Source organism: Pseudomonas sp. DTU12.3 (assembly GCF_004124275.1).
GTDB lineage: Bacteria > Pseudomonadota > Gammaproteobacteria > Pseudomonadales > Pseudomonadaceae > Aquipseudomonas > Aquipseudomonas helmanticensis.
This window is the reverse complement of the sequence record NZ_CP027218.1, coordinates 3,650,512-3,676,290: the sequence shown is the minus strand read 5'-3', so window position 1 is coordinate 3,676,290 and position 25,779 is coordinate 3,650,512. Positions and strand designations below refer to the sequence as shown.

26 protein-coding genes are annotated in these 25,779 nt (G+C 59.0%); 8 read left to right on the top strand and 18 right to left on the bottom strand.

Features of this window, described 5'->3' with window-relative positions; genetic code table 11:
- The first annotated feature begins 37 nt into the window (after window positions 1–37).
- Window positions 38–274, top strand: a complete 237-nt coding sequence (locus C2E19_RS16650; protein WP_129394198.1) for a hypothetical protein — start codon at window positions 38–40, stop codon at window positions 272–274.
- A gap of 98 nt (window positions 275–372) precedes the next feature.
- On the opposite strand, the gene C2E19_RS16645 is transcribed toward C2E19_RS16650, so the two are convergent.
- A complete protein-coding gene (locus C2E19_RS16645) occupies window positions 373–1,887 on the bottom strand; it encodes an EAL domain-containing protein (protein WP_256661209.1) in 1,515 nt (504 codons plus the stop codon).
- A gap of 753 nt (window positions 1,888–2,640) precedes the next feature.
- Between C2E19_RS16645 and C2E19_RS16640 the strand changes: the two genes are divergently transcribed.
- Entirely contained in the window at window positions 2,641–3,588 is a 948-nt protein-coding gene (locus C2E19_RS16640) for a transposase (protein ID WP_129388636.1), read from the top strand.
- Window positions 3,589–3,826: 238 nt separating this feature from the next.
- Here the strand turns inward: C2E19_RS16640 and C2E19_RS16635 are convergent, their stop codons facing one another.
- From C2E19_RS16635 to C2E19_RS16620, 3 genes are all read right to left on the bottom strand, one after another.
- Window positions 3,827–4,774: a transposase gene (locus C2E19_RS16635; RefSeq protein WP_129388636.1), complete on the bottom strand. Its 948-nt coding sequence runs from the start codon at window positions 4,772–4,774 to the stop codon at window positions 3,827–3,829.
- 743 nt (window positions 4,775–5,517) lie between these two features.
- Complete coding sequence (locus C2E19_RS16625; protein ID WP_129394196.1) at window positions 5,518–6,261, bottom strand: anti-sigma factor; 744 nt, start codon at window positions 6,259–6,261, stop codon at window positions 5,518–5,520.
- Complete coding sequence (locus tag C2E19_RS16620; protein ID WP_129394195.1) at window positions 6,254–6,766, bottom strand: sigma-70 family RNA polymerase sigma factor; 513 nt, start codon at window positions 6,764–6,766, stop codon at window positions 6,254–6,256. The genes C2E19_RS16625 and C2E19_RS16620 overlap by 8 nt, the downstream gene beginning before the upstream one ends.
- A gap of 152 nt (window positions 6,767–6,918) precedes the next feature.
- On the opposite strand from C2E19_RS16620, the gene C2E19_RS16615 reads away from it, so the two are divergent.
- The 3 genes from C2E19_RS16615 to C2E19_RS16605 all read left to right on the top strand — a co-directional run bounded on the left by C2E19_RS16615 (window position 6,919) and on the right by C2E19_RS16605 (window position 8,978).
- A complete protein-coding gene (locus tag C2E19_RS16615; RefSeq protein ID WP_129394194.1) occupies window positions 6,919–7,887 on the top strand; it encodes a metallophosphoesterase in 969 nt (322 codons plus the stop codon).
- Between the two features lie 15 nt (window positions 7,888–7,902).
- Complete coding sequence (locus C2E19_RS16610; protein WP_129394193.1) at window positions 7,903–8,211, top strand: cupredoxin family copper-binding protein; 309 nt, start codon at window positions 7,903–7,905, stop codon at window positions 8,209–8,211.
- 86 nt (window positions 8,212–8,297) lie between these two features.
- The gene (locus tag C2E19_RS16605; protein ID WP_129394192.1) at window positions 8,298–8,978 is read left to right on the top strand and encodes a hypothetical protein; all 681 of its coding nucleotides are present in this window, start codon (window positions 8,298–8,300) and stop codon (window positions 8,976–8,978) included.
- A gap of 167 nt (window positions 8,979–9,145) precedes the next feature.
- On the opposite strand, the gene C2E19_RS16600 is transcribed toward C2E19_RS16605, so the two are convergent.
- Window positions 9,146–10,258 carry a Gfo/Idh/MocA family protein gene (locus C2E19_RS16600; protein ID WP_129394191.1) on the bottom strand — a complete coding sequence of 371 codons (1,113 nt, stop codon included), beginning with the start codon at window positions 10,256–10,258 and terminating at the stop codon, window positions 9,146–9,148.
- Window positions 10,259–10,533: 275 nt separating this feature from the next.
- Here C2E19_RS16600 and C2E19_RS16595 point away from each other — a divergent pair, with 275 nt between their 5' ends.
- Window positions 10,534–11,742, top strand: coding sequence for an MFS transporter (locus C2E19_RS16595; protein WP_129394190.1), 1,209 nt, complete (start codon window positions 10,534–10,536; stop codon window positions 11,740–11,742).
- A 119-nt stretch (window positions 11,743–11,861) separates the two neighbouring features.
- Here the strand turns inward: C2E19_RS16595 and C2E19_RS16590 are convergent, their stop codons facing one another.
- The 4 genes from C2E19_RS16590 to C2E19_RS16575 all read right to left on the bottom strand — a co-directional run bounded on the left by C2E19_RS16590 (window position 11,862) and on the right by C2E19_RS16575 (window position 15,407).
- On the bottom strand, window positions 11,862–12,791 hold the full coding sequence (locus tag C2E19_RS16590) for a LysR family transcriptional regulator (RefSeq protein ID WP_129394189.1): 930 nt from the start codon (window positions 12,789–12,791) through the stop codon (window positions 11,862–11,864).
- Between the two features lie 52 nt (window positions 12,792–12,843).
- Complete coding sequence (locus C2E19_RS16585) at window positions 12,844–13,599, bottom strand: SDR family oxidoreductase (RefSeq protein WP_129394188.1); 756 nt, start codon at window positions 13,597–13,599, stop codon at window positions 12,844–12,846.
- Window positions 13,600–13,630: 31 nt separating this feature from the next.
- The gene (locus C2E19_RS16580) at window positions 13,631–14,311 is read right to left on the bottom strand and encodes an alpha/beta hydrolase (RefSeq protein WP_129394187.1); all 681 of its coding nucleotides are present in this window, start codon (window positions 14,309–14,311) and stop codon (window positions 13,631–13,633) included.
- 142 nt (window positions 14,312–14,453) lie between these two features.
- Window positions 14,454–15,407 (bottom strand): GlxA family transcriptional regulator, encoded by a 954-nt coding sequence (locus C2E19_RS16575; protein WP_129394186.1) that lies wholly within the window; start codon window positions 15,405–15,407, stop codon window positions 14,454–14,456.
- A 191-nt stretch (window positions 15,408–15,598) separates the two neighbouring features.
- Here C2E19_RS16575 and C2E19_RS16570 point away from each other — a divergent pair, with 191 nt between their 5' ends.
- Entirely contained in the window at window positions 15,599–16,723 is a 1,125-nt protein-coding gene (locus C2E19_RS16570; RefSeq protein WP_129394185.1) for an alkene reductase, read from the top strand.
- A 204-nt stretch (window positions 16,724–16,927) separates the two neighbouring features.
- Here the strand turns inward: C2E19_RS16570 and C2E19_RS16565 are convergent, their stop codons facing one another.
- The 8 genes from C2E19_RS16565 to C2E19_RS16530 all read right to left on the bottom strand — a co-directional run bounded on the left by C2E19_RS16565 (window position 16,928) and on the right by C2E19_RS16530 (window position 23,588).
- Window positions 16,928–17,401 (bottom strand): hypothetical protein, encoded by a 474-nt coding sequence (locus C2E19_RS16565; protein ID WP_129394184.1) that lies wholly within the window; start codon window positions 17,399–17,401, stop codon window positions 16,928–16,930.
- 38 nt (window positions 17,402–17,439) lie between these two features.
- Complete coding sequence (locus C2E19_RS16560) at window positions 17,440–17,661, bottom strand: hypothetical protein (RefSeq protein ID WP_064390312.1); 222 nt, start codon at window positions 17,659–17,661, stop codon at window positions 17,440–17,442.
- A gap of 157 nt (window positions 17,662–17,818) precedes the next feature.
- Window positions 17,819–18,877 (bottom strand): alpha/beta fold hydrolase, encoded by a 1,059-nt coding sequence (locus C2E19_RS16555; protein ID WP_129394183.1) that lies wholly within the window; start codon window positions 18,875–18,877, stop codon window positions 17,819–17,821.
- A 130-nt stretch (window positions 18,878–19,007) separates the two neighbouring features.
- On the bottom strand, window positions 19,008–19,721 hold the full coding sequence (locus C2E19_RS16550; protein ID WP_129394182.1) for a DUF695 domain-containing protein: 714 nt from the start codon (window positions 19,719–19,721) through the stop codon (window positions 19,008–19,010).
- An 82-nt stretch (window positions 19,722–19,803) separates the two neighbouring features.
- On the bottom strand, window positions 19,804–20,181 hold the full coding sequence (locus C2E19_RS16545; protein WP_129394181.1) for a cytochrome c: 378 nt from the start codon (window positions 20,179–20,181) through the stop codon (window positions 19,804–19,806).
- Window positions 20,182–20,232: 51 nt separating this feature from the next.
- Complete coding sequence (locus tag C2E19_RS16540) at window positions 20,233–20,763, bottom strand: glyoxalase superfamily protein (RefSeq protein ID WP_129394180.1); 531 nt, start codon at window positions 20,761–20,763, stop codon at window positions 20,233–20,235.
- A 358-nt stretch (window positions 20,764–21,121) separates the two neighbouring features.
- On the bottom strand, window positions 21,122–21,409 hold the full coding sequence (locus C2E19_RS16535; RefSeq protein ID WP_129394179.1) for a hypothetical protein: 288 nt from the start codon (window positions 21,407–21,409) through the stop codon (window positions 21,122–21,124).
- A 52-nt stretch (window positions 21,410–21,461) separates the two neighbouring features.
- Complete coding sequence (locus tag C2E19_RS16530; RefSeq protein WP_129394178.1) at window positions 21,462–23,588, bottom strand: TonB-dependent receptor domain-containing protein; 2,127 nt, start codon at window positions 23,586–23,588, stop codon at window positions 21,462–21,464.
- A gap of 186 nt (window positions 23,589–23,774) precedes the next feature.
- Between C2E19_RS16530 and ppk2 the strand changes: the two genes are divergently transcribed.
- Complete coding sequence (gene ppk2 / locus C2E19_RS16525; protein ID WP_129394177.1) at window positions 23,775–24,590, top strand: polyphosphate kinase 2; 816 nt, start codon at window positions 23,775–23,777, stop codon at window positions 24,588–24,590.
- Window positions 24,591–24,751: 161 nt separating this feature from the next.
- On the opposite strand, the gene C2E19_RS16520 is transcribed toward ppk2, so the two are convergent.
- On the bottom strand, window positions 24,752–25,492 hold the full coding sequence (locus C2E19_RS16520) for an NAD(P)-dependent oxidoreductase (RefSeq protein WP_129394176.1): 741 nt from the start codon (window positions 25,490–25,492) through the stop codon (window positions 24,752–24,754).
- Between the last annotated feature and the right edge of the window lie 287 nt (window positions 25,493–25,779).

Below are 25,779 nucleotides of genomic sequence, written 5' to 3'. Positions count from 1 at the left end.
ATAATCAGTGCCTTCAACTTCAGCCACGGAGAAGACCATGTACAAATACCTGATCGAATACCGCTTCAACAACGAACCGCGCACTCATCTGCTCGAACTCAAGCAACCACAATTGGCCCAGCACGAGGCCGCTATGCATCTGCTAGAGCTGCATCTGGGCGATGCCGAAAACAGCCTGATCATGCCCACGGCGGATTCGACGCCCGAGCAAATCCTCGAACAGGCTGAGCGGGTAGGGCTGACGCAGATTCAGGTGAAAAACCAGGTACGCTAAGCTGCTGTTGGTAACGCATGTTGTGCGCCTGCTCGCGACCGAGGATGGGTTTGCCCGAGTGTTGATGCGCAAAATGCTGAGTGCTTGATCTGCTCGCCTCAGCAGACCGCCGGTTCCTGCGCATTCTGCTCGCTGAGCACACTCATGCGTTCCCCATAGACGCGTAGAAACTCCTCGGCGGCCATCGGTTTGCCGAACAGCCAGCCCTGGCCAAAGTGCACGCCACGCCCGCGCAGATAATCCGCCTGCGCCTCGGTCTCGATGCCTTCGGCGACAATCTGCAGACGCAGGCTCTTGGCCATTTCGATGATGTGCGACGTCACCGAACCGGTCGCGGCATCCTGATCGATGTTGTCGACGAACGACTTGTCGATCTTCAGCACGTCCAGCGGCAGTTGTTGCAAGTGCTGAAGGCTGGAGAAACCGGTGCCGAAATCGTCGATCGCGGCCAGATAACCCAGCTCTCGGGCATGATTGACCGTGGTGCGCGCCGAGTCGATCTCGACAAAACCGCGCTCGGTCGCTTCCAGCCAGATCTGCTTCTGCTGCACATTGGCCTGGCGCAGCGCCGCTTCGAGTTTCGGCAGGAAACGGCCGCTGCTGACGTCCTTGGCCGCCAGGTTGATCGCCACGTGCAGGCTGCGATCCTTGACCAGTAGCGGGCCGAGGTCGCGCATCACCGAATCGATCACTTGGTCGGTGATCGGCAGGATCAGACCACTGTGTTCCGCCAAAGGAATAAAGGTATCCGGGCGCACCAGGCTGCCGTCCGGATGTTGCCAGCGCACCAGTGCTTCCGCGCCGACCCAGGCGCCATCGTCGAGGCTGACGATCGGTTGATAGTGAACGACGAACTCGCGATTGCGCACCGCCAGTTTCAGCTCGGCCAGCGGCGACAAACGTTGACGGGTGCGCCGGACGATCATCAACACCAACATCCCGGCGAACAGCCCGCCGATGGGCAACAAGAGCATTTCGCGGCGCAACAGGCCCTGCATCAATTCATGCCGCGACAGGGCGGCGATGGCCACCCAGTCGCCGCTGTGCACGAGGGTATACAGGTAACCTTCCTCCAGCGCCGAATGCGAACCGGAATGCACGCGGCTGAGAAAGTGTTCCGCGCCCGGTCGCGAGACGCTGACCAGTTGGCCGGCAGCGGTGCCGACCGCCAGGTGCAAGTCGTCTTCGAGCATCACGTGCAGAAACTGCTCGGGATCGACCAGCACATTGAACGCTGCGTATTGCAGCGCCATCATCGGTTTCGCCGGGACGATGCGCGACTGCACGCCGAGGGATACGCGCACGCCGTCGGACGTGGTGAAGTCCTCGCGCCAAGGCGCTGCGTGTTGACCGACCGGGCCCCACGAACCGCAGGCATACACCTCTTCTTCGACATAGCCGACCGATTTCACGGAAAAGGTATTGATCGTCAGCAGACGCATCTCGTCGATGCTCGCGGGCGTGCAGGGCGCGAGGTGCGAACCGGCGATGCTTTTCAGCGCCCCTGCGGCTTCCTGAAACGTCCCGTTGGCGCGACTGGACGCCACGGCTGCAAGGGTTTCCAGACGTTGCTGGGCCGACGCCAGATTCAACATCCAGGCGACGTAACCCATCAAAAGTACCGGAAGCAAGACACACGGAAGGCCCAGGAGAATGCTCCCCCAGACAATGCGTTTTTTGTTCATGGCGCCACCTTGGCCAAAAGGCCTGTGACGTGCGCACAGCACGGCTGTTTCCAGCCACACCAGAATACGGCTGCGGCGGCGGGCAAATATTGCCGCAGATCAACATAACTGCCGACCCACGATCCCCTGTAGGAGCGAGCCTGCTCGCGATAGCGGTGTATCAGTCACATCACCGCTGAATGACCCCGCGCATTCGCGAGCAAGCCCGCTCCCACAGGTTTTGTGTGAAAACCGAGATATTCAGTAGCTCCGAGATCCCTGTGGGAGCGGGCGTGCTCGCGAATGCGGTGGGTCATATAGCCAACCAGTTGCCTGACACCACGCCATCGCGAGCAGGCTCACTCCTACAGGTTTTTGTGTGAAGACCGAGATCTCCAGCAACGCCGAGATCATTGTGGGAGCTGGCTTGCTCGCGAATGCGGTGGGTCATATAGCCAACCGTTGCCTGACACGACGCCATCGCTGGCAAGCCAGCTTGTATGCTGGGACTTGAAGGGAGGAGGAGGGACAAAGCCAGATTCTGACTGTTGACGCAGTACAGATCCGTGGGAGATTTCGCCCCTCCTCCTTTCACCCAAGCGCCGATAAAGAATGCATCTGGCCAGGACCGACGATAGGAACAAGCCTGCGCCCCTGGGTGAGCCCTTCAAGTGTTCAAAACCATATCTCGGGGGATGTTCAATGGCAATGCCGGTTTCTGTCGTAAAGCCTATTGTGGGCGTGGATGTCGCCAAGAATGAACTGGTCATCTATCAGGCCGAGCTGGATCTGCTCGAGACTATTTCCAATGACAAGACAGCCATCAAAAAATGGCTGAAAGCCTTGCCTGCACCTGTTGATTTGGCTATCGAATCGACCAACATCTATCACCTGGCGTTCGCCGATCTGGCCCATGAAGCCGGGTGCACGATTTACATGGTCGATGGCTACGCGTTGAGTCATTACCGAATAGGGGTGAAAGTTCGCGCCAAAACCGATGCGCTGGACGCCAAGCTGCTCGCTCGTTATCTAAAAAACGAATACGAAGAGCTTCATCCTTGGATCCCGCCATCGCCTTTATATCGCCGCCTTCTGAGCCTTTTCCGCCGTCGTGCAGCGCTGGTTCAGGCACGGGTTGGTCTGGTGCAAAGCTGGGCGAATGAACCGCTGCTCAAAAGCGCGTTTGCTGAGCAAGTGGCCTCAATGCAGAGGCTCGAAACATTGGTCGAGAAGATGATCAACGATCAATTAAAAGAGGCTGGGCTGCTCGCAGATCTGAAGCGCTGCACAAAAGTTGAAGGTATTGGTTTTTTGACCGGAGCCCGTTTGATCGCAACATTTCAGCGGGGCGACTTCAAAAACGCGGATGCATTTATTGCGTTTTTGGGGATGGATTTGCGCGTGTCGCAGTCAGGACAAAAGGACGGTCGCCGGAGCCTGACCAAACGCGGAGACCCAGAGGCCCGGCGACTGCTCCATAACGCAGCCATGTCGGCCAGCCGTACACCGGCTTGGAAAAGCTTCTACGAGGAGCAAAGAAACCGTGGGTTCAGTACGACACAGGCGCTGGTGATATTGGCTCGCAAGCTTGCGCGAGTCGTATTCGCGCTGCTGAAGGGGCAAAGCGAATACCAGCCGAAGGGAGGTTGAGGGCTTCCCCTCAACCATAGAATCTCCCACAGTTTTTGTGCCCGAACCACAAACCCCGCGCCACCCCAGATCCCTTTAGGAGTGAGCCTGCTCGCGATAGCGGTAGGACAGTCAAAAAAGAAGTTGGCTGGACGGACGCCATCGCGAGCGGGCTCACTCCTACAGGGGGTTGCGTGTTTGCCCAGGCTCTAAGCACGCAGCGGACACTGTGGGAGATTCTATGGTTGAGGGGAAGCCCTCAACCTCCCTTCGGCTGGTATTCGCTTTGCCCCTTCAGCAGCGCGAATACGACTCGCGCAAGCTTGCGAGCCAATATCACCAGCGCCTGTGTCGTACTGAACCCACGGTTTCTTTGCTCCTCGTAGAAGCTTTTCCAAGCCGGTGTACGGCTGGCCGACATGGCTGCGTTATGGAGCAGTCGCCGGGCCTCTGGGTCTCCGCGTTTGGTCAGGCTCCGGCGACCGTCCTTTTGTCCTGACTGCGACACGCGCAAATCCATCCCCAAAAACGCAATAAATGCATCCGCGTTTTTGAAGTCGCCCCGCTGAAATGTTGCGATCAAACGGGCTCCGGTCAAAAAACCAATACCTTCAACTTTTGTGCAGCGCTTCAGATCTGCGAGCAGCCCAGCCTCTTTTAATTGATCGTTGATCATCTTCTCGACCAATGTTTCGAGCCTCTGCATTGAGGCCACTTGCTCAGCAAACGCGCTTTTGAGCAGCGGTTCATTCGCCCAGCTTTGCACCAGACCAACCCGTGCCTGAACCAGCGCTGCACGACGGCGGAAAAGGCTCAGAAGGCGGCGATATAAAGGCGATGGCGGGATCCAAGGATGAAGCTCTTCGTATTCGTTTTTTAGATAACGAGCGAGCAGCTTGGCGTCCAGCGCATCGGTTTTGGCGCGAACTTTCACCCCTATTCGGTAATGACTCAACGCGTAGCCATCGACCATGTAAATCGTGCACCCGGCTTCATGGGCCAGATCGGCGAACGCCAGGTGATAGATGTTGGTCGATTCGATAGCCAAATCAACAGGTGCAGGCAAGGCTTTCAGCCATTTTTTGATGGCTGTCTTGTCATTGGAAATAGTCTCGAGCAGATCCAGCTCGGCCTGATAGATGACCAGTTCATTCTTGGCGACATCCACGCCCACAATAGGCTTTACGACAGAAACCGGCATTGCCATTGAACATCCCCCGAGATATGGTTTTGAACACTTGAAGGGCTCACCCAGGGGCGCAGGCTTGTTCCTATCGTCGGTCCTGGCCAGATGCATTCTTTATCGGCGCTTGGGTGAAAGGAGGAGGGGCGAAATCTCCCACGGATCTGTACTGCGTCAACAGTCAGAATCTGGCTTTGTCCCTCCTCCTCCCTTCAAGTCCCAGCATACAAGCTGGCTTGCTAGCGATAGCGGTGGGTCTATCGACATCGTTGCTGGATGGGCGGACGCCTTCGCTGGCAAGCCAGCTCCCACAGTGTCCGCTGCGTGCTTAGAGCCTGGGCAAACACGCAAACCCTGTAGGAGTGAGCCTGCTCGCGATGGCGTCCGTCCAGCCAACCTCTTTTTTGACTGTCCCACCGCTATCGCGAGCAGGCTCACTCCTACAGGGATCTGGGGTGGCGCGGGGTTTGCGGTTCGGGCACAAAAACTGTGGGAGCTAGCTTGCTAGCGATGACGGTGGGTCTATCGACATCGTTGCTAGCTGGGCCGACGCCTTCGCTGGCAAGCCAGCTCCCACAGTGTCCGCTGCGTGCTTAGAGCCTGGGCAAACACGCAACCCCCTGTAGGAGTGAGCCTGCTCGCGATGGCGTCCGTCCAGCCAACTTCTTTTTTGACTGTCCCACCGCTATCGCGAGCAGGCTCACTCCTACAGGGATTTGGGTTGGTTCGGGGTTTGTGGTTCGGCGCAAAAAAGTTTGGGATGTGGGTTAAGGGGGGGGTTGCAGGAGTTGGCTGAGGGTTTGCAGTTCGCCTCTTTCTACGTCGGAGACGAGGACGTAGCGCATGTGGTTGGTTTGCCACGAGACGACGTTGAAGCCGCGAATGGATTGGGCTCGCTGCGGTTTGTCAGCGTCGGGAGTCGGCAGGATGAAGACGTTGATGATGTGCTTGGCGTGGCCATAGCTGAGCGCTGCTGCGGTTTGGTGTTGCAGGTAGTCGAGGCGGCCGCCCAGCAGCGGGAAACCTTGCGCCGCGTAGTCGAACACTGGCGGCGAGAAGTCGAGTTTGCCGGTGAACCACGGTTTGACAGTGTGGCGGTCGGAGGAGACGACGTCGTTGAGGTGTTCGCCCATCAGCGAGCGCACGTGGCTGGAGACGGCTTCGTCCATCAACGGTTGTTCGCTGCCCGGCGTGGCGACGTAAAGCATCACCGCCAACGCTAACGCTGTCGCGGAAAAAGCTGGGGCGAACCATTTGCGCCAGCGTTCCATCAAGCCAATCGGCGGCGCTTCAGGTGGAAAGAGACTGGCGGCCAACGATGCCGGCGCCGGGTAATACGCGGCATGGCGCTTCACGCTGACCTTTAGCGCTTTCACCTCTTCACACACCTGCGCGCATTGCGCACACGCAGCCAAATGCGCCGCCACCTCCGCAGCCAACGCGGGCTCAAGCTCCTGATCCACATAACCCTGCAACCGCACCCGGCACACCGGGCAATCAAGTTCATTCATGATCGTGCAACTTCAGTAATTCAACTTTGAGCATCGCGCGGGCCCGGGCCAAGCGCGACATGACGGTGCCGATCGGGATGTCGGCGACCAAAGCGATGTCTTTGTAGGGCAGGTCTTCGAGTTCTTTGAGCACGATCACCTCGCGATACGCTGGCGGCAGGGCGCTCAGGGCTTGCTGGAGCAGTGCGGCGTTTTCGCTATGAATGGCCAGCAATTCCGGGGTCTGGCTGTGGCTGAGCGCGCCTTCGTGTTCGCCGATGTCGTCGTCAATCGGCACCCAATGCCGTCCGGCCGAAGCTTTTAGCCAGGTGTAGCTTTCGTTGCGCACGATGGTCAGGAACCACGCTTTGGCGTTGCCATCGGCGAAACGCTGCAAAAACCTGAAGGCGCGCAAGGCGCTTTCCTGCACGACGTCGCGCGCGGCGCTGTCGTTGCCGGTCAGCCAGCGCGCGAGGTTGTAGGCGGCGTCCAGATGGGGCGCGATCAGTTCCTCAAATTGCTTCATGGTTGGTTCCGCACCGTCACACCTCTATAACCGTGCTGCGTGGGCGTTTATTCCCGCGAAATTATTTATTTTTTGTGCGGAATAAACCGCCGCCGCGTTTGGTTTTCCTCGTGTCAGCTACCTCACTGTAGTTCGCCCGCGAGGACACACCGATGGACATGCACACAAAATCCCAACGCCGCACCGACGGCTTGCTCAACCCGGACCGACGCGCGTTGCTCAAGTGCTCGGCGTGGGCCGGGGCCGGCGTTATCTGGGCCTTGCACGGCGGCATTCCGAAAGCCTTTGCGCTGGATGCGACGGGCAACGTCAGCGATCCCAAGGCGTTGGCCAGCACCTTCCATTTCGTGCAGATCAGCGATTCGCACATCGGCTTCAACAAGGAAGCCAATCCGGAGCCGGTGAAGACCTTGCAAGTGGCGATCGACAAGGTCATCGCGCTGCCGAAAACCCCAGCGCTAATCCTCCACACCGGAGACATCACCCACTTATCGAAAGCCGAGGAATTCGACACGGCGACGCAGTTGCTCAAGGCGCTGCCGGCCACCGTGCATTACGTCCCCGGCGAGCACGACACCCTCGATGCGGGCGGCGGTGCGCTGTATCTGCAACGCTACGGCAAGGGCACCAAAGGCAATGGCTGGTACAGCTTCGATGACCACGGTGTGCATTTCATTGCGTTGGTGAATGTCTTCAATTTTCAGGCCGGGCGTGAGGCCAATCTGGGCGCCGATCAAATCGCCTGGCTGGCCGATGACTTGCGCGCGGTGGCCAGCAGCACGCCGATCGTGGTGTTCACGCACATTCCGCTGTGGACGATCTATCAGCCGTGGGGCTGGGGCACCGAGGACGGCGATCAGGCGATCGCGATGCTGCGCAAATACGGTTCGGTGACGGTGCTGAACGGGCACATTCATCAGGTGATTCAGAAGGTCGAGGGCAACATCACCTTCCACACCGCCCGTGGCACGGCGTACCCGCAACCGGCACCGGGCGCGGCACCTTCGCCGGGGCCGATGACCGTGGCGGCGGATCAGTTGCGCAATTATCTGGGGCTGACCGATGTGCGCGCCACACAGGGTGATCACCCGTTGGCGCTGATCGATTCGACATTGGTTTAAGGGGAGGGCGCAACGATGAAAACGCGATTTGCGGCGCTGCTGTGCCTGATGCTGTCGACGCCGACATGGGCGCAGGACGTGAAGATCGACATCAAGGAGTTCATGTTCGGCCCCAAGGATCTGACCGTGGCCGTGGGCACCAAGGTGACGTGGGTGAACGACGATCAGATCCCGCACACCGTGGCGGAAACCCACAAGGTGTTTCGCTCGGGGGCGCTGGACACCGATGACAGTTTTTCCTGGGTGTTCGATACGCCGGGGGAGTTTGAGTATTTCTGTGCGTTGCATCCGCAGATGATCGGCAAGATTATCGTGACGCAGTGACCCCTGATTTTCACGCCAGTCAGTGGTTCACGAAGTTTGCTCGGTTGCCGATATAGAGCGATAACAAATAATTTCGGGATTCATTGATGGCTGATTTGTCATGGAAGCAAACTCTTTCAATTTCACTTCTCACTGCTGCTATTACCCTGGGAGGTACGACCTACCAGCAGGCACATCAAGATCAAAGAGCGGACAAGGTAAGTTTTCTCGACGGTGCACAGACCACTGCACAGGAAACCAGTCGTCTTATGGATAACGGATACAACGCCCTTGCCAAGTTATTGAAAGGGATGGATCAGAAGGGTTGGGAAGATTTTTCCAAAGGGCCGCTGGATGAATATATGGAGTTTCGCCGAGGTTGGCGCCAGCAGTTGATCGCTGAGCACTTCAAGCTTTCCAGATACTTCGGTAAGGATATGGCAAACGAACTTATCAATATCGATGAGATCGACATTCGGCCTACGGACAATCGATCCTCGTCCAAACCATGCTCGCGCCCTGCAAAGTACCAACACTCTGATATCGAAAAGCTGGCCGCAGAGATCGAGTGCCATGCCCGTTTTATGACGGTCAAGCAAGATGCAGTCAATGGCCGATTGGACGCCCAGCAAACGGATGAACTCGTTGAAGCGCTCAATTCAAAAATGGACTTGATGAATGAAACGAAAAACCTGCTTCGGAAATACGATAAAGCTTCGGTCTCCTACTTGAGGAAACTGGACACCCGTTTGACAACGCTAGGCGTCTCGACAGTGACGGCCCTATAAGAAGCCGCCCCCCTGTAGGAGCTGCCGCAGGCTGCGATCTTTTGATCTTGATATTGATCTTGAAAAACAAGATCAAAAGATCGCAGCCTGCGGCAGCTCCTACACGTTACGGTCGAGCTCAAGACTTTGACTCAGAATCTTGTCACCACGCCAAAATCTTCTGCAGATCATCCCGCTATCTGTTCGCGGGCTATGTGCGACAGCAGGGCTGCGTCGAGCAGTTGATGCATCTGCACCGCATCGGCAAAGGTACCGGCGCTGTGGGTGCCGTTTTTGATGTCATCGGCATAAGCGGCATACAGATACGCCAGTTCCAGCACCGCCGACGGCAGTTCGGTGGATTTCAGCGGGTCGTAACCCTCTGGCACTGGCAGCACTTGCAGCGGCAGGTTGTCGCCGTGGGCGCCTTCGATCACGTAGTCGTCACCGATGTCGCCGAAGGCTGAACGGTTGCTGATGCGCAGGTCTCCGGCGTCACCGGTGATATCGATCTGCACGCCGGAGCCGTTGCGCTTGCCGCCTTCGATATGCACCGACAGTACCGCGTTGTCGCCGAGCATACCGCTGAGCACCAGTTGATCGGGTGCGGCGCTTTCGAGTACTTCCCCGGTCTCGCGGATGGTCACCAGCGGAAACTGGTTGACCAGTAAACCGCTGACCTGATGTGGCCAACCGGTGGCGGTCAACAGCATGTCGAGAAAGTGCCCGGCGTAGATCGCGATCACGCTGGAGAAGTTTTCTGCCGGCGCCGTCCAGCGCAGGGCGTTGGGGCGCAGGGCCTGGAAATAATTCATGCTGACGTGCATGCGCACCGAGCGCAATTTGCCGACGTAGCCGCTTTGCAGCAGGTCGCGCAGGTAACGATTGTGCGGCGCAAGGCGTCGCTGCAAGCCGACGATGGTGCGCACCCCGGCAGCTTCGGCGAGGCGCAGCAGCTCTTGCGAGGTTGCTGTGCTCGGCGTCAGCGGCCATTCGCAATAGACGTCTTTCTTCGCGGCGATGGCAGCGCGCACCGCCACTTCATGTTGCGGCGCGGTGGTCAGCACGACCACCAGATCGACTTCTGAATGGTTGACCAATTCTTCCAGCGAACCGACGACATGGCGGATGCCGTACTGAGCGGCAGCCTCGCTCGCGGCCGCTTCGCGCTGGGAATAGATCGCGCGGATTTCATACTGTGGCAGCAGTTGCAGAACCCGTACGTGGCCATGCTTGGCCCAGTTGCCGATACCGACCAGACCGACGCGGATACGGGGCGTCGTGGGGGTTGAAGTGTTCATCGCATACCTCGAAAAAGCCGTGATTGGCAGGCAGCGATTGTGCTGAGCGGTGCCCGGCGGAAAAAGGGTGTGGCGTTCGGCACTCTGCGGACTGCGCCGGGGTGAATCGGCGGACTCGTCGCAACAGCGACTGCGGACAGCGGCGGCACAAGTGAGTGGAAAGCCAGGCTCTTTTTCCGCCGGCGACGCACGCGGATCCTTGGCGCCAGTACCGCAGAGGTCGCTGGCTCTAACGTTGGCGCCTGCGGTGTTCCATTCATTTCTGGAGTGATCCCATGTCTTTTCCAACGACTGACTGTGCAGACGCCGACGTGTCTGCTGCTGCCGTCGACTCGGCGCAACCGCTCAATGCGTGGCTGGCGGTGTTTGCCGTGGCCATCAGCGCTATCGTTTTCTGTACCACCGAATTCCTCCCGATTGGTTTGCTGCGCTATATCAGCGCCGGCATGAACGTCAGCGAGGGCACCGCTGGGTTGCTGGTGACTGCGCCCGGTTTGCTCGCCGCACTGGCCGCACCGTTGTTGGCGATTGGCGTTGGCCGGATCGATCGTCGTTATGTGTTGCTGAGCCTGGCGGCGTTGCTGGTGGTCGCCAATCTGCTGTCGATGCTGGCGAGCAGTTTTGCGGTTTTGCTGATCGGCCGGGTGCTGTTTGGTATCGGCCTAGGGGGTTTCTGGGCGGTGGGCGCGGGCATTGGCAGTCGTCTGGTGCAGGAAGGGTCGGTGGCACGCGCCACGTCGATCATCTTTGCCGGGGTCTCGATTGGCATGTTGCTCGGCGGGTCTGCCGGGGCGTTGATCGGTGAGATGTTCGGTGTGACGGGCGCGTTCGCTTTGGCGCTGGGGTTGTCGGTGCTGAGCTTTGTTGCGCAAGCGTTGTGGCTGCCGAAGTTGCCGGTTGAGCGCGCCATGCCGGCGCGGGATCTGCTCGGTATTGTGCTGACGGGCAACGGTCGTGTCGGTTTGTTGGTGATGTTTTTGGCGCTGTGCGGGCAGTTTGCTGCGTACACCTACGTCACGCCATTTTTGGCCCAGCAGGCGCACTTTGACGCGGCGTCGATCTCGGCGATTTTGTTTGCTTACACGTTGGTGGGGTTGGGCGGCAATTTTATCGCTGGTGGCTTGCAGCGCTTCAATGTGAAGACGCTGCTGGCGGCGACGATTGGCCTGTTGTTTGGCGCGTTGGGAATGCTGGCGTGGTGGGCGACGTCGCCGATGTGGGTGTTGCTGTTGATGGCGGTGTGGGGCTTGGCTTACGGCGCGTTGCCGTTGGTGTTGCAGATCTGGATGGCCAAGGCTGCACCGGATGCCCAAGAGGGTGGGATGGCGTTGTTTGTCGCCAACTTTCAGATCTCGATTGCGCTGGGATCGTTGGGCGGCGGGTTGTTGGTGGATGGGTTAGGCGTGAGTCAGGCCTTGGGGTATTGCGTGGTCGCCGGTATTGCCGCGTTGCTAGTGTTAGCGGTTAACACCCGCAAGACCTGAATGGCCACCACCCAATGTAGGAGCTGCCGCAGGCTGCGATCTTCTGATCTTGCCTTTGACTCTACAAAAACAGATCAAAAGATCGCAGCCTGCGGCAGCTCCTACAAGGGGTGGGGGTTTCAGGCACTGAGGCGCATGGTTGGAGCGGCAGGCTTGGCGGCGAGCAAGTGGGCGGCCATGAAATCAACAAACGCCCGCAGCTTCGGCGAGCGATACGGGTTGGCCGGCCACACCGCGCGAAAGGTGCCGGTGTGTTCGGTGTACTCGCCCAACACCTGCACCAGCGTCCCGGCGGCGAGTTGCTGACGACAGGCGAAATCTGGAATGCAGACTATTCCGAGGCCAGCTTCGGCCAAGGCAATCAGCGGTTCAACCGTGCTGGACGTGGTCGCCACCGGCACCACCACATCCTCGCTGTCGACCGGCGCAATCAACGGCCAACGCTCCAGTTTTCCGTTGGTGGGAAAACGATGATGCAGGCAGCTGTGATCAATCAGATCCGCCGGTTTCAACGGCGTACCTGCGCGTTTCAGGTAAGCCGGTGAGGCCACCAGTTTAAGGTGATAGTTGCCCAGGCTACGAGCGATGAGCCGCGAATCCGAAGCATCCCCTGTGCGCACCACCACATCAAAACCATCATTGATGATGTCGACCAGATTGTCGGAAAAATGCAGGTCCAGTTCGATCTCCGGATACGCCTGCATAAACGCAGTCAGCGTCGGTGTCATCAACATCCCGGCCAGCGGCAAACTCACGCGCAGACGACCATGCGGCGCCGATCGGGTCAGCGCGAGGCCCGCTTCCATGGCTTCCATCTCGTCGAAAATCCGTCGACAGCCGTCGAGAAATTGCAGGCCTTCTTCAGTCAATTGAATGCTGCGCGTGCTGCGATGAAACAGGCGTACGCCCAAACGTTGTTCCAGCCGCGCAATCGCCTTGCCGACCGCCGAGGCCGACAGGCTCAGTTGATTGCCGGCCTCGGTGAAACTACGGGTTTCAGCCGCGCGGGAGAAGATCTTCAGCGAACTGAGGTTGTCGAGGTTATGCATGCGGAAACGCTCCGGGTCGGGCAGCCCACATCGCTGTAGGCTGCCGGGGGATTTACTGGGCGTAGAGTTCAACCAGTTGGCTGTTGAACGCGGTGACAAAGGCGTGTTCATCCGGCCCGGCATTGGCGCGCAGAGGCTTGGCCCGTTCGACGAGGATTTCGACAGCGTCGGTGCCCAGCGCGGCGATCGTTTCGGCGATGAACTCGTCCAGCGGCATGGCCAGTTCCGCTTCCGAGCTGTCCATCAGTTCGGTGCGCACCCATGGCGGCGCGATTTCCAGCACGTTGACCGAGGTGTCGCGCAGCATGAAGCGTTGCGACAGGGCGTAAGAATGCAGAGCCGCTTTTGTTGCCGAATACACGGCGGTCAAGGCCATCGGCACAAATCCCAACACCGAAGAGGTGTAGGCCACGTAGGCGTTATCGGCTTGCTTGAGATGCTCGATCAGCGCCGAGGTCAGGCGAATCGGCCCCATCAGATTGGTGGTGATGGTCGACACCAGCAATTCATCGTCAATAACGCTGGCAGCGCTGTCGGGAAGCATGATTCCGGCATTGTTGATCAGCACATTGAGCTGCGGAAAGTCGCGGATCAGTTGCTCGGCGACCTTGGCGATGCTCGCCGGGTCGGTGATGTCCAGCTCGACTGCGTGCATGCCCGGATTGGCGGCGACGACTGCGGCGAGATGGGCTTGGCGGCGGCCGGAAATGATCACCTGGTTGCCCAGTTTGTGCAGCGCTTCAGCCAGACCACGGCCAATGCCTGAACCGCCGCCAGTGAGGAAGATAGTGTTTTCAGTCAGTTTCATGATGAGTGCTCGCAAAGGGAATGAAAGAGGATTACTTGGCAGCGCGAATAATCAGTTCGGCGACCGCGTCGGGTTGGGAAATCATCGAGCAGTGACCGGCATCGACGAAGGTGCTGATGGCGCCAATCTTTTTCGCCAACAGTTCTTGCAGCGCCGGTGGAATCGCGTTGTCGAGGGTGCCGACCAAATACCAGCTCGGCTTGTTGCGCCAAGCGGCGCGGGTGAGCGGGGCGGTCAGGGCGGCGGCGGAAGTCGGGCGCTGATGGCTGAACAGCTGATGCTTTTCGGCGTCGCTGACGTCTTGTGCAAAGCCTTGGTAGACGCCGTTGTAGGTCAGGCTCAGGTTGCCGGCGTCGTCGCCACGGATCTCTGCGCTCATCAGCGAAGGCTCGACCCGTTCGGTCAGGCCCAACGCCGATTCACCGATGTCCGGGGTGAAAGCGTTGATGTAGACGAGACCGGCAACGTTGCGGTGTTCACCTGCCTCGCTGATGACTGCGCCGCCGTACGAATGGCCGACCAGCAGCGCTGGGCCGGGGCTGGCGGCGATGACTTCGGCGACGGCGGCGGCATCGGCGGCCAGCGAGGTCAGGGGCAGTTCGACGGTGCTGCTGCTCAGGCCGGCGGCGGTCAGTTCAGCGCGGACCTTGTGCCAGGACGTGCTGTCGGCCCAGGCGCCGTGGACGAGGATGACGTGTTGGATGCTGCTCATGCTTGATCTCCTGTGTCAGCAGCGGGCGGGTTGCCCGTGCCGTGACTTCAGGAACAATGCTATGCGTGAGCAGGGCGGCGGATGGGCCGTAAAACCGACGTTTCCGGCCAAAGCCGTTTGGCCGCAAATGCAGGTTGGCGATTCACACGGGCAGCGATTCTTCCAGCGGTTCGACGGCGCTGCGCAGCGATTGCGGCGATTGCCCGAAAGCACGCAGAAACGCCCGGCGCATGCGGTCGCGGTCGCCGAAGCCGGTTTCCGTGGCGATGTTGTCGAGCGAGTGCCGACCCTGTTCCACCAACAGCCGAGCGCTTTCCAGACGCAGGTTTTCGATGGCTTTGGCCGGTGAGGTGCCGGTTTCGGTGCGGAACACTCGGCTGAACTGGCGCGGGCTCAGGCACGCGGCGTTGGCCAGATCTTCGCTGTGCAGGTCTTTGCGCAGGTTGCGCCGGGCATAGTCGAGGGCTTGCTGGACGCGGTTGGACGTCGGGTTGAGCGCGACCAGTTGCGAGTGCTGCGACTGCCCGCCGGCGCGGCGGTGATAGAGCACCAGACTCTGCGCGACGCTACGGGCGAGGGCGGCGCCGTGGTCCTTTTCGACCATGCCGAGCGTCAAATCGAGCGCGGCGGTCATGCCGGCGGAGGTCCAGATTTTGCCGTCAACGATAAAAATCCGGTCTTCATCGACGGTGATCTGCGGAAAGTCGCGGCGCAACTCCGCCGCACGCCGCCAGTGCACGGTCGCCCGTCGACCACTGAGCAAACCGGCTTCGGCCAGGGCAAACGCGCCGACACACAGCGCCCCAACCCGACGCGCACGCGGTTCGACTTCGCGCAAAAACGCGACAACGCCCGCCGGCGTCGATGAGCGATCCATCGCGCCCGCCACCAGAATCGTGTCGTACACGGCATTGCTGAACGGTTCGGTGTGCACCGAGGCAAACAGCGAACTGGCGACAGGCCCGCCATGTTCGGACAACACATGAATGTCGTAGAGCGGCTCGCCGGCACTGCGGTTGGCAAACTCGAAGGCAGACAACGCGGCCAGGCTCATCACCTGGAAATCCTCGCGTATCACTAAGGCCACTTTCTGCACGGTGCAACACTCCTCAACGATCGGATGACAGCGGTGATTGCGGACAACCAGTCCGCAAAGAAAGGCCCCGCAGGCCGTTTTTCCCTGCCGACGGTTTGCCTACAGTGCGCTTCATCCCGCACCCCGTACAAGCCGAAACGGCATTGGCGAGCGACGCAGGCAAACCTTCTTCCTTCAAGCGAGTCACGATCATGTCCTCACTGTTTTCGGCAATCCATCTTGGGCCTTACACCTTGTCTCACCGCGTTGTCATGGCGCCGCTGACGCGCATGCGTTCCGAAGCGGGCGATCGCCCCGGTGAACTGATGCAAACCTATTATTCGCAACGCGCTTCGTTGGGCGGCTTTATCGTCTCCGAAGCCACCGTGGTGTCGCCGACCGGCAACGGTTATCTGGGTTCGCCGGGCCTGTACAACGACGAACAGATCCCCGGCTGGAAAGCCATCACCGAAGCCGTGCACGCCAAGGGCGGGACGATTTTTCTGCAACTGTTCCATGCCGGCCGACAATCGCATCAGGACATGCAGCCCAACGGCGCATTGCCTGTCGCACCTTCCGAAGTGGCTTATAACGGCGTGGCTTACACCGCCGACGGTTGGGTCACCAGCAGCCCGCATCGCGCTCTGACCGCAGCCGAAATCAAAGACTTGGTCGAAGACTTCCGCAGCGCCTCTGCACGGGCACTGCAAGCCGGTTTCGACGGCGTGGAAATTCATGGAGCCAACGGTTATCTGATCGACCAGTTCCTGCAGGACGGCAGCAATCAGCGCACCGATGGCTACGGTGGCAGCATCGAAAACCGCGCGCGGTTTTTACTGGAGATCACCGAGGCTGCGATTTCCGTGTGGGGCAGTCAGCGAGTGGCGGTGCGCGTGGGGCCGAGCGGCACCTTCGGCGACATGAAGGACAGCGATCCAAAGGCCTTGTTTACCTACGTGGTGCAAAGGCTGGATAGCCTCGACCTGGCTTATCTGCACTTGATCGAACCGCGCGTACTCGGCAACGTCATCGATGACAGCAAGGACCAGGCTCCGGTCGCGTCGCAGCTGATGCGCCGACACTATCGCGGGTTGATTGTTGCAGCGGGCGGTTTCACCGCGCAGTCAGCAGAGGCGATCCTGCAAGCCGGCGATGCCGATATGGTGGCGTTTGGTCGGGACTTTATCGCCAATCCGGATTTGCCTGAGCGTTTGCGTCGTGAGTGGCCGCTCAATGACTACGACCGCGACACCTTCTACGGCGGTACTGCGCGCGGCTACACGGACTATCCGACTTTTGTGCCGGAACGGGCCAAGGGCGTTACCGCTGAGGCTTAAGCAATGAGAGCGGGGGCATGCTGTCGTCGAGAGGGCGTGCCCGCCGTTTCAGGATGAAAACTGTCGAATACCGTGGCGATTGCCGCAGCGTTGATCGCTTGCGGCAGTTGCCCCTCACTCACACAAGTGCTCAATCGATGATCCTGAAGGGCCAGTCACAGGCCCTTCAGGCACGGCGCCATTCCGCGCGCTGGCGACTTGGACTCAGCCCTGCGCTTCATCCTTCAAATCATCCAGCGCGTCGATGATCGCCTCATCGCTGTCCGCCATCGCTTCTTGCATGTCTTTGGTGATGGTGGTCTGGATGGTCATGACTTTTTCAGCCAGATCGCGACCTTTTTTCGAGGTCAGGATGATCGCCATGGCCTGCTCGGGATGCTGGTTGGCGCGAATCATCAGGTCGAGTTCGTCGTTGTCGAAGTGGTCGGCGTAGATCTCGACGACCTTGTTCTTCAAGTCTTCGGGATCAATGTTTTCGCGCACGACGTTGCGAATCTGCTCGCGCTCAAGCATCGGGTAGCGCGAGGCGTAAGCGGTGGATACCATCTCGACCATGCTGCCATATTGCTTGGTCATGCCACTGGCCTCGACCAGTTCCTGCGCCTTGTCCTTACTGCCACCACAACCGGCCAGCGCCGTTGCCAGCAACACGGCCAGGGTGATTTTTTTCATGCTCATGAGCATTTGTCCTTGAAAGATTTTGAAGTGCAGAAGGCTTAGCGGCGACTCAGCGCGTAGGCGCCGGCGATGATCACCAGTACGACACCGCCGATGAATGCGCCGAGCGCCGGGAACATCGCCGCTGGCCACATCAGGCCCCGGCCGAGGTTGTAGAAGAAGCCTGCGTGGGAGTAGATGGAGCTGAACAGCCAGGAGTAGAGCGCGTAGATCAAGCCGATGACCAGATAACCGGAGATTATCTTTCCTTTGAGCGACATGACGTCTTCCTTGTGCGGGGGTGAAGCTGGGGATGGATTTTGAGTAACATACTATTTCAGTAGTGGCACATCAATGGCATTGCTGCACTCATCCGCTCAGCTTCACTGACGCAAGCGCTTGATAAACCGGTTGTTCCTGTCTGCAAAAGCCTCGCTGTCAGCGCTTCGCCAGATTGTCTTGCTGCTTCCAGGCCTGCTGCAAGAACTCGTTGATCAACGTTGCAACCTGCTGCTGGATAACCCCCCGAGGACGCGCAGCCTCGCCATCGCCACAAATGATTCCATCGCCAGGCACGTCTTCTTCAAGCAGTGCCACGGCACCCGGTTTGCACATGGCCAGGAAGGTGAAATGGCTGGCATCGCGGATCTCGACATACTGCGTTGACCCCTGCGGCAGGCGTTTGGCGAGGTCGGCTGACTCCAGTTGCGCAGGCAGATCCTGCGACGGCGCACCGGCAGCGATCACCAGCGCCGGCACCGGCAGCGCTGCCAGGCTTTCACTGGTCATCCCGCGCGAAAAACCGAGGTCAAGGGAAACCACGGCGGTGACGCGTTTGTCGCGCAAGTCGCTGGCCAATTGAGTTTTCAGTGCGGGCGTGCTGGCCGGATTGATCTTGTCGTAATTGATGCAACTGGCCAGTTGCGGATGAACCTTGCAGTCACGCGCAAACAGCTCCGGATCGAACCGCGCACCGGCGATTTCAATGGCCGTCCAGCCGCCGAGCGAATGGCCCACCACAGCAATCTTTAGCGGTGCGACGGCACCAAACTTCTGCGGCTGCGAGGTCACCGCCGCAATCGCCCGGCTCAGGTCGCCCGGCCGCTGCCACAACTGCTCGGCAGCTTGCGGGCTACGGTCATGGGTGGTGGTGCCGGGGTGGTTGACCGCCGCGACGATGTAACCCTGCTGGGCCAACGCACTCGCCAGCCAGCCCTGATTGCTCCAGTTGCCCCGATAACCGTGGGAAAGCACCACCAGTGGATGCTCGCCTGCGGTGGGCGGCGCGTCGCGCACGGCGGCATTGCCGACAAACACCACATCGTCGGCGATCAATTGGGGTGTGACAGTGGTTTTACCCGGATACCAGACGACCATCTCCAGCGCACGCTCATTGTGCGGGTCGAGGGTCGAGGACTGGAAACCGATAGCGTTGACGTCAGCGAGCGCGCTGGTGGTCAGGCAGGTTAGAAGCAGGGCACCGAGAGCTGGTTTCAATGAGTGGATCTTCCATGATTGGGGGGAGGGGATGGCAATTTGCAATCCGCTGGCAGTGTGCAACACAGTTTGCACACTTTAAAGCTCCCCGCGCGCGATATTCAGGCCCGGCCGCAAGTGCCCCTGAATATCACTCCACGCACAGTTTCGGGGTAATAAGGATTTCCCCGGAAGCGTTGGCGCTGCTTGTCCCATCGACCTTGTGCGCAGGATCTTTACGGCCGGTCCATTCGACGGGATACGGCCCGGTCGCGGCCAGTATCGTTTGCATGCGAGTCATGAAATCAGCGTCGCTTCGGGCGTAGAAAACCCACTCTCGACGTTGCTCACCGGTCACGGTGCACACCCACTTCGCCAGGCCGTTTTCCGTTGCGGCCGACTTTAGCAAAACTTCCATTTCATTCATGCGCACCAGATCGCGAGGTCGCGGCAGGAGCTTCCGGGAAGTGTAGTTCCAGCGGACTTTCATCTTGAACGGCAACGCTTGCTGCTCCGCCGCGGAAATTGTGTTGGCAGTGTGGTAGATCATGGGACCGGGGATATCCGGGTAGTCGGAATCCTGTAGAGGGAACTCCCCCGGATCGGCGAGACGTGCTTGTGTATAAAGACCAGGGCCAGTGCCAAGAATGGCCTTGAGTGCCGCATCTCTTTCGTCATTACGGTCAACCACACAGTCCTCGTAAGCGGCACTCTGGCTTGGGCCTTCATCCAGGCACGGGTCGCGTTCGACCGGTGGCGGAGGATGGGCGCATCCCGTGTTGAGCAGAACTGTTGATGCCAACAGCAGTAGCAGCGGCAAAGTGCGATTAAGGGTGTTTTGGTTGTTGGATTTAATGCGATTCAAAAACGTGCCTTCCTTGCGGGGCGGGGAATAGTTTGGCGACGAGAGGCGTGCCGGAAATGCCTGATTAATGCCGCTTATCAAATCAGCGACTTTTTGAAATCACGCTACTCATGTATTGATTCAAGTCGCGAAAGTCTTCAACGCTCCAGGCGTGCGGCGCTATTTTTACGCCGTTCTCGCGCAGGGTCCTCGGAATCAAGTCGCCATTGGGGCGAAGGATGATCGAGGAGACGATGACCCCCGGATAATCATTCAGGCGTTTCTTGAAGGCGGTTGTTGTCAGGTCAGGTGTCGGCGGCTGGCTTTTATTGGCCAAGGGGCCTGTTGCCTTGATATCGGCTCCGTGGCACATCGCACATCGCTGAAGAAAAAGATTCTTGCCATTGGTGTTATCGGCAACGGACAAAGATGTTTGAACGATTGACAGAATTCCAAGCGCCGCGATAAGCAGTACTTTCATTTTTTCACGTGTCCTTGTGGCGGACCGGACTATCCGGTCCGCATTTTACGATCAGCTCTGGCAGAAGCGGATGCGGTTGCCGAAGGGGTCGTACACTTCCAGGACCTTGCCCCAGTCCTGTTGCACAACACTCGGACGTCCGTATCCATAGCGCTTGTTCAATAATTCTTCGCCGAACAATTCGATGTTATGCATCGGCACAAACACCGTCGAGCCTGGACTTGCATCGCCATGATGTTCGGAAAGATGCAGTTGCAGGCCATTGCGGCTGATCCCCAGGTAGAGCGGCAGATCCGCTTCGAACCGGTGCTCGAATTCGACACTGAAACCGAGAAAGTCGAGGTAGAACTCGCGGGCTTTGGTTTCGTCGAAAATTCGCAGGATCGGAATGGCTTTATCGAAGGTGATTGCGGATTCGGGTTTTGCCGCAGGCAGCATTGCCGATGCGGTATTCCAGTCCTTGTAGCCCAATTGCTGCGCGACTGTTTCCAGTGCTGCGCAATGGGTCATCGCTTGATCGCGCGACGCCAGTGCGGCGCGCAGCCGTTTGGCCATCTGCTTGGCTTGTTCGATTGAAAGCATCGTATCTCCTGTGGTCGAGATATTCTGGTGCTCGCGTTGCCAAACCTCGACTTCAAGAAATGCGCAGGGATTTGGGGGAGAGAAGCAATGCTTTCACCTTTCCTTTCGGAAGCGAGCGGCAGGCAGCATCAGCCTGCGCCGATGATACACAGCGGCCCAACACAACGAAAGCCGTCCCCACGCCCCTGTAGGAGCTGCGGCACGCTGCGATTTTTTGATCTTTGAATGCAAAATCAAAAGATCGCAGCGTGCCGCAGCTCCTACAGGGGTGGTTGCTAGACCTGATGTTATCGCCGCGATATCTTGGCGCCGCTGTCCGGCGAGGCAGCATCAATGGATCAAAGGTCCTGAATTCCTCTCAGCCGCGCAGTTCTTGATAGAGGCTGCGCAGAAACACATCTCCCGCTGGCGACTTCGACATCAGGTAATACCCGGACCAGATATCCCAGCCGGACGCGAGGCTGAATTCCGCACACTGGAAACCCTGGTGAATCTGTTCACTAAGACCAATGGCGATCAAACCCTCTTGTTCAAACCCGTGGTGGGTGATCAATCGCTGAGTCAGTACTAGCCATTCGGCCTCTGCCAACTCGTAAAAATCGAGCGTCAGACGACCGTTGGCTGTCGTGTTTAGAGTCGGGTTCACAAGGTATGGCCCCCGCAAAAAGCGCATGGTTAAAATCAGTTAAACACTGGTATCAGAGCAAACTCCACGAAACCCCGACATAAACCCCCATCCCTTCACCCGGCGTCGACCGCGCAGCATCCACTCCTTTGTCGTCATAGCCCGGAGTAACCGTCGCCGCGTAGTGCTTGTTGGTCAAATTACGCATATCCACCCAGCCTTGCCAGTCACCCTTCGGCGCGTTGTAGCCCAGCGTTGCACCAAACAGTGCGTAAGGATCGGCGTAGTAACTGTCTGCGTAATCCACGGCAACTTTGGAAACCAACTGGGTATTCACCGCTGCGAAGAAACCCTGCGGCCAGTCATAACGTAATTCGCCCTGGTAGTAGTGCATCGGCAACCCCGGCAAGCGGTTTTCGCCGAAGCGCTCATCGTCGCGATAGTGGAAATCGCTGAACGTATACGCCTGGCGCAAGCTCAACTGTCGGCCATCGGCAGCCGACCAGAGTTGGCTGTTCAGGCTGGCTTCGACACCTTGGTGCACGGTCGGGCTGGCATTCAACTCATACGGCGTGACGGCATTGGCATCCGGCAGCACCGACAACAACTCATGCCGCACTTGCGCGTAATACCACGCCAGACTCCATTCGCCGACGACACTGTCGCCGCGCCCGCCGAGTTCCAGCGTGGTCGCTGTCTGGTTTTGCAGTTTGACCGGATCTTTTTGCGTGCCGGTTGCCGCGCCGTTGCCGGCCGGGAAGCGCACGTTGGAGCTGTAGATCAGCGACCACGGATGCGGTGCTTCGACCGAGCGGCTGAGGTTGCCGAACACTTGCAGGTCTGGCGTGATCTGGTAGCGCAGGCCGAGGCGCGGGGCGTAGTCCCAGTCGTTCATGCTGGTTTTGCCGCCGCTTTGCGGGTAGGTCACGTCACTTTCACGGCGGGTGTAGAGGGCGGCGAGGCCGGTGGTCAGCCAGAGGTCGTCGGCGATTTCCAGGTCGTTGCCCAAGTGCAGGACGGTGTCCGAACCCTGATAGGTGAAGTTGCGCATGTGCGTGCCCGGCGCGTAGCCGGCGGTGTTGCCGGTGGGGATGCGCACCATTTCGCTGGCGCCGTCGTTGGGCAAATGTTTGGTCACGCGCAGGCCGACATTACTGCGGCTTTCCATGCCGAAAATCGTGTCGCGGCGTTTGTAGTCGAAGGTGCCGCTGACGTCGGTGTAGGCGACTTTCAGGCGGTTCGGGCCTTCGCGCAGGTCCATCGGGTAATCGTGATAGACCAGACCGGTCTGGATGCTCGAATCGTCGTCGATGTAGAACGTGGTCTTGTTACCGATGAAGGTGCTGCCGGGCTGTTTGCGGCTGTCGTCGCGCGACACGTAGGAAGGGTTGGCGGCGCGAGGATCATGTTCGATGGAATGCTTGGTCACGCGGCCGGCGAGGTCGTTGTCGGTTTCGCGGTAACGGATGTAGAAGCGTGTTTCCAGATTCGGGTTGAAGCGGTAACCGAAGTTGGCAATCAGGCCTTTGCTTTCGCTGGCGGTGTGATCCTGATAACCGTCGGCGTTGGCATCGGTCAGCGACACGTAGTAATCGAAGTCGCCCAGCACTTGTCCGGAACTCACCTGGCGCTGCTGATAACCGTGGCTGCCGGTGGCGTAGCGCACTTGCAGTTTCGGCGCGTTGTAGCCGGTGTGGCTGACGTAATCGATGGCGCCGCCGAGTGCCAGCGAGCCACGGTCAAAGCCATTGGCGCCGCGCAACACTTCAACGTGATCGACCCACAATGGTTCGAGCAATTCATAGGGCGTGCCGCCGGGGCCGGTCAATGGCAGGCCATCGAGCATCGTGTACAGCCCCGAGGCATGGGCGCCCGGCGCACGGTTGATGCCGGAACCGCGCACGGAAATCTTCACACCCTCGTTACCCGCCGACTGCGCGTAAACACCCGGTTGATAGGCCAGTACGTCCTGATTGCTCGCCACGCGGCCCTGCAAAGGCTGGCGCATGTCGACGACGTTGGTGGCGCCTGGCACCTGATCGAGCCGGGTTTTGGCCTCTTCAACGCTGGCGTCTGCACTGCCGCGCTCGTCGGCCGAAATCAGCACTTGCCCCAGTTCCATTCCTTGAGTCTCGGCCATCGCCGGGCAGGCAAGGGCCAGGCCCAGCAGGGCAGTGGGCAGGGATTTGGGCGACGGCATCGAGAAACTCCAGCGAACAAGGGGCGGACAATGAACAGTGCGACGTAACAAAGAACGAAGGAAACACATGGCGATTTGGCTTTTTGCCCGTTAATGGCAAACCGCAAGTCGTGGGCTAACCTCACGTGTCTGGTTTGCCGCGTCAATAAACGCTTTGTTTCCGCAATCATTCGTGAGGGCTTGGTCATGGCAAAAGACAAAAAGAAGGCCGTCAAGGCGCCTGAAAGTCCGAAGTTGAAAAACAAGGATTACCTTGAGCAGTTGCGCAAGCTGCACGTTGAGCTGGTGAAGCTGCAGGAGTGGGTGATCGCCAAGGGCGTCAAGGTCTGCATCGTCTTCGAAGGGCGTGATGGCGCGGGCAAGGGCGGGACGATCAAGGCGCTGACCGAACGCGTCAGCCCTCGAATCTTTCGCGTGGTGGCGCTGCCGGCACCGACGGATCGGGAAAAAACCCAGATGCACGTTCAGCGCTACCTGCCTCATTTGCCGGCAGGAGGTGAAGTGGTGATCTTCGACCGCAGTTGGTACAACCGCGCCGGCGTCGAGCGGGTGATGGGCTTTTGCACCGAGGATCAGGCTGACAAATTCCTCAAGTCGATCCCGTGGGTCGAACATGCCATCGTCCAGTCGGGGGTGATCCTGCTCAAGTATTGGCTCGAAGTCAGCCCCGAAGAGCAGACCCGTCGACTTGAAGCGCGGATCAACGACGGCCGCAAGACCTGGAAACTGACGCCGATGGATCTCAAGTCCTACAGCCGCTGGTACGACTACTCACGGGCGCGGGACGAGATGTTCAAACACACCGACACCGAGCATGCGCCGTGGCTGGTGGCGGACTCGAACGACAAGCGCCGGGCACGGCTGAACATCATCACCGATGTGCTCAGCCGCATTCCGTATGAGGATGTGAAACGCGAGAAGATCGAACTGCCCAAACGGCAGAAACCGGGCAAATACCGCGATCCGGATTACCCCTATCAGCGCGTCGCGCAAAAATTCTGAGCCAGCAGAACCGCAGGCGCCAAGCTTGCTGGCGTACGCAACATCGGCGCACACCACAAATTAAGGTGGGAGCGGGCTTGCTCGCGAAGGCGCAGTGTCAGCCAACATTTTCGGCACAGACATTGCGCAATCGCGAGCAGGCTCACTCCTACAGGTTTCAATCAATCTTGCTGAGTGCGACCTTCCAGAATTTTGAATGCATCGTCCAGCGGCGCGTAGCCGACGATCGCTTTGGTCTGGTCAATGGCAAGGCGCTTGTAGCGGTTGTTCGAGACGCCATGGACCACATGGTATCCGCTCAGCTCGGCTTCAACGCAGTTGCGCAGTAACGCCACGACATCCCGCACACTGATAAACGCAGCGACGTCCCTGTGGCTGTGAACTTCACCCGGATGGAATTCGTTGACGTTGGCAATGCGCACGGCGATGGTCGTCATCTCACCGTCGTTGGCATACAACGACGCCAACGCTTCCCCGAACGCTTTGCCCACCCCATAAAGATTGCCGGGTCTCGGCGCCATGCATTCGTGAACTTGCACATCCTTCGGATAGCCTTCAATCGCCTGGGCGCTGCTGGCAAAGATAAAGCGCTTGCAGCCCTGCGTCTTCGCGGCGAGCAGCATGTTGTAGGTGCCCACCATATTCACCGGCAGGACAGAGGTCATGAAGTCCGCGTCGGGATTCGGATCCGCCGCGAGGTGAATCACCGTGTCTACGCCTTCACAGGCCGCAAGGCAGCCGGGTAGGTCGGTGATATCGAGAGTGCAGCTTTCCAGCGAATCCGGAAAACGACTGGCGTCGACATCGGCCAAACGCAAGTCCAGTTCATCGCCATAGGCCATCCAGAAAGCGTTGCCGATCTTGCCCGCAGCACCGGTGACCAGGATTTTTCGCGTACTCATTTCCGTGTGTCCTCAGGGTGAGATTCCATTCTGGCCGCTCGACCAATCCGATGAATATCATCCCCGGATGTTGCACATCAAGGTCTTTGCCGATTCCCGGCAATACCTGATCAGCCGTGCACGCAGCTCACAAATAGAAAGCGGCACCTTCATAAAATTCACTGTTTTCGACGTTCAGTGCTTTTGCAGACCGTCCGTCAGACACGCGCTGCAATCCATTGAACATACGTTCTTGCCGCTCTGACAGATAAGTCTGAGCAGACGAAATTTCCCCGTCGTCTGGCTAA

Bases quoted from the DNA above. Each gene is read 5' to 3' on its own strand.
- C2E19_RS16590 (WP_129394189.1), bottom strand. From the start codon at position 12,791: ATGCATAACCTCGACAACCTCAGTTCGCTGAAGATCTTCTCCCGCGCG.
- C2E19_RS16600 (WP_129394191.1), bottom strand. From the start codon at position 10,258: ATGAACACTTCAACCCCCACGACGCCCCGTATCCGCGTCGGTCTGGTC.
- C2E19_RS16520 (WP_129394176.1), bottom strand. From the start codon at position 25,492: ATGAGTACGCGAAAAATCCTGGTCACCGGTGCTGCGGGCAAGATCGGC.
- C2E19_RS16625 (WP_129394196.1), bottom strand. From the start codon at position 6,261: ATGAATGAACTTGATTGCCCGGTGTGCCGGGTGCGGTTGCAGGGTTAT.
- C2E19_RS16545 (WP_129394181.1), bottom strand. From the start codon at position 20,181: ATGAAAGTACTGCTTATCGCGGCGCTTGGAATTCTGTCAATCGTTCAA.
- C2E19_RS16610 (WP_129394193.1), top strand. From the start codon at position 7,903: ATGAAAACGCGATTTGCGGCGCTGCTGTGCCTGATGCTGTCGACGCCG.
- C2E19_RS16645 (WP_256661209.1), bottom strand. From the start codon at position 1,887: ATGGGTTACGTCGCCTGGATGTTGAATCTGGCGTCGGCCCAGCAACGT.
- C2E19_RS16635 (WP_129388636.1), bottom strand. From the start codon at position 4,774: ATGGCAATGCCGGTTTCTGTCGTAAAGCCTATTGTGGGCGTGGATGTC.
- C2E19_RS16570 (WP_129394185.1), top strand. From the start codon at position 15,599: ATGTCCTCACTGTTTTCGGCAATCCATCTTGGGCCTTACACCTTGTCT.
- C2E19_RS16540 (WP_129394180.1), bottom strand. From the start codon at position 20,763: ATGCTTTCAATCGAACAAGCCAAGCAGATGGCCAAACGGCTGCGCGCC.
- C2E19_RS16580 (WP_129394187.1), bottom strand. From the start codon at position 14,311: ATGAGCAGCATCCAACACGTCATCCTCGTCCACGGCGCCTGGGCCGAC.
- C2E19_RS16565 (WP_129394184.1), bottom strand. From the start codon at position 17,401: ATGAGCATGAAAAAAATCACCCTGGCCGTGTTGCTGGCAACGGCGCTG.
- C2E19_RS16650 (WP_129394198.1), top strand. From the start codon at position 38: ATGTACAAATACCTGATCGAATACCGCTTCAACAACGAACCGCGCACT.
- C2E19_RS16560 (WP_064390312.1), bottom strand. From the start codon at position 17,661: ATGTCGCTCAAAGGAAAGATAATCTCCGGTTATCTGGTCATCGGCTTG.
- C2E19_RS16640 (WP_129388636.1), top strand. From the start codon at position 2,641: ATGGCAATGCCGGTTTCTGTCGTAAAGCCTATTGTGGGCGTGGATGTC.
- ppk2 (WP_129394177.1), top strand. From the start codon at position 23,775: ATGGCAAAAGACAAAAAGAAGGCCGTCAAGGCGCCTGAAAGTCCGAAG.
- C2E19_RS16585 (WP_129394188.1), bottom strand. From the start codon at position 13,599: ATGAAACTGACTGAAAACACTATCTTCCTCACTGGCGGCGGTTCAGGC.
- C2E19_RS16605 (WP_129394192.1), top strand. From the start codon at position 8,298: ATGGCTGATTTGTCATGGAAGCAAACTCTTTCAATTTCACTTCTCACT.
- C2E19_RS16595 (WP_129394190.1), top strand. From the start codon at position 10,534: ATGTCTTTTCCAACGACTGACTGTGCAGACGCCGACGTGTCTGCTGCT.
- C2E19_RS16530 (WP_129394178.1), bottom strand. From the start codon at position 23,588: ATGCCGTCGCCCAAATCCCTGCCCACTGCCCTGCTGGGCCTGGCCCTT.
- C2E19_RS16620 (WP_129394195.1), bottom strand. From the start codon at position 6,766: ATGAAGCAATTTGAGGAACTGATCGCGCCCCATCTGGACGCCGCCTAC.
- C2E19_RS16615 (WP_129394194.1), top strand. From the start codon at position 6,919: ATGGACATGCACACAAAATCCCAACGCCGCACCGACGGCTTGCTCAAC.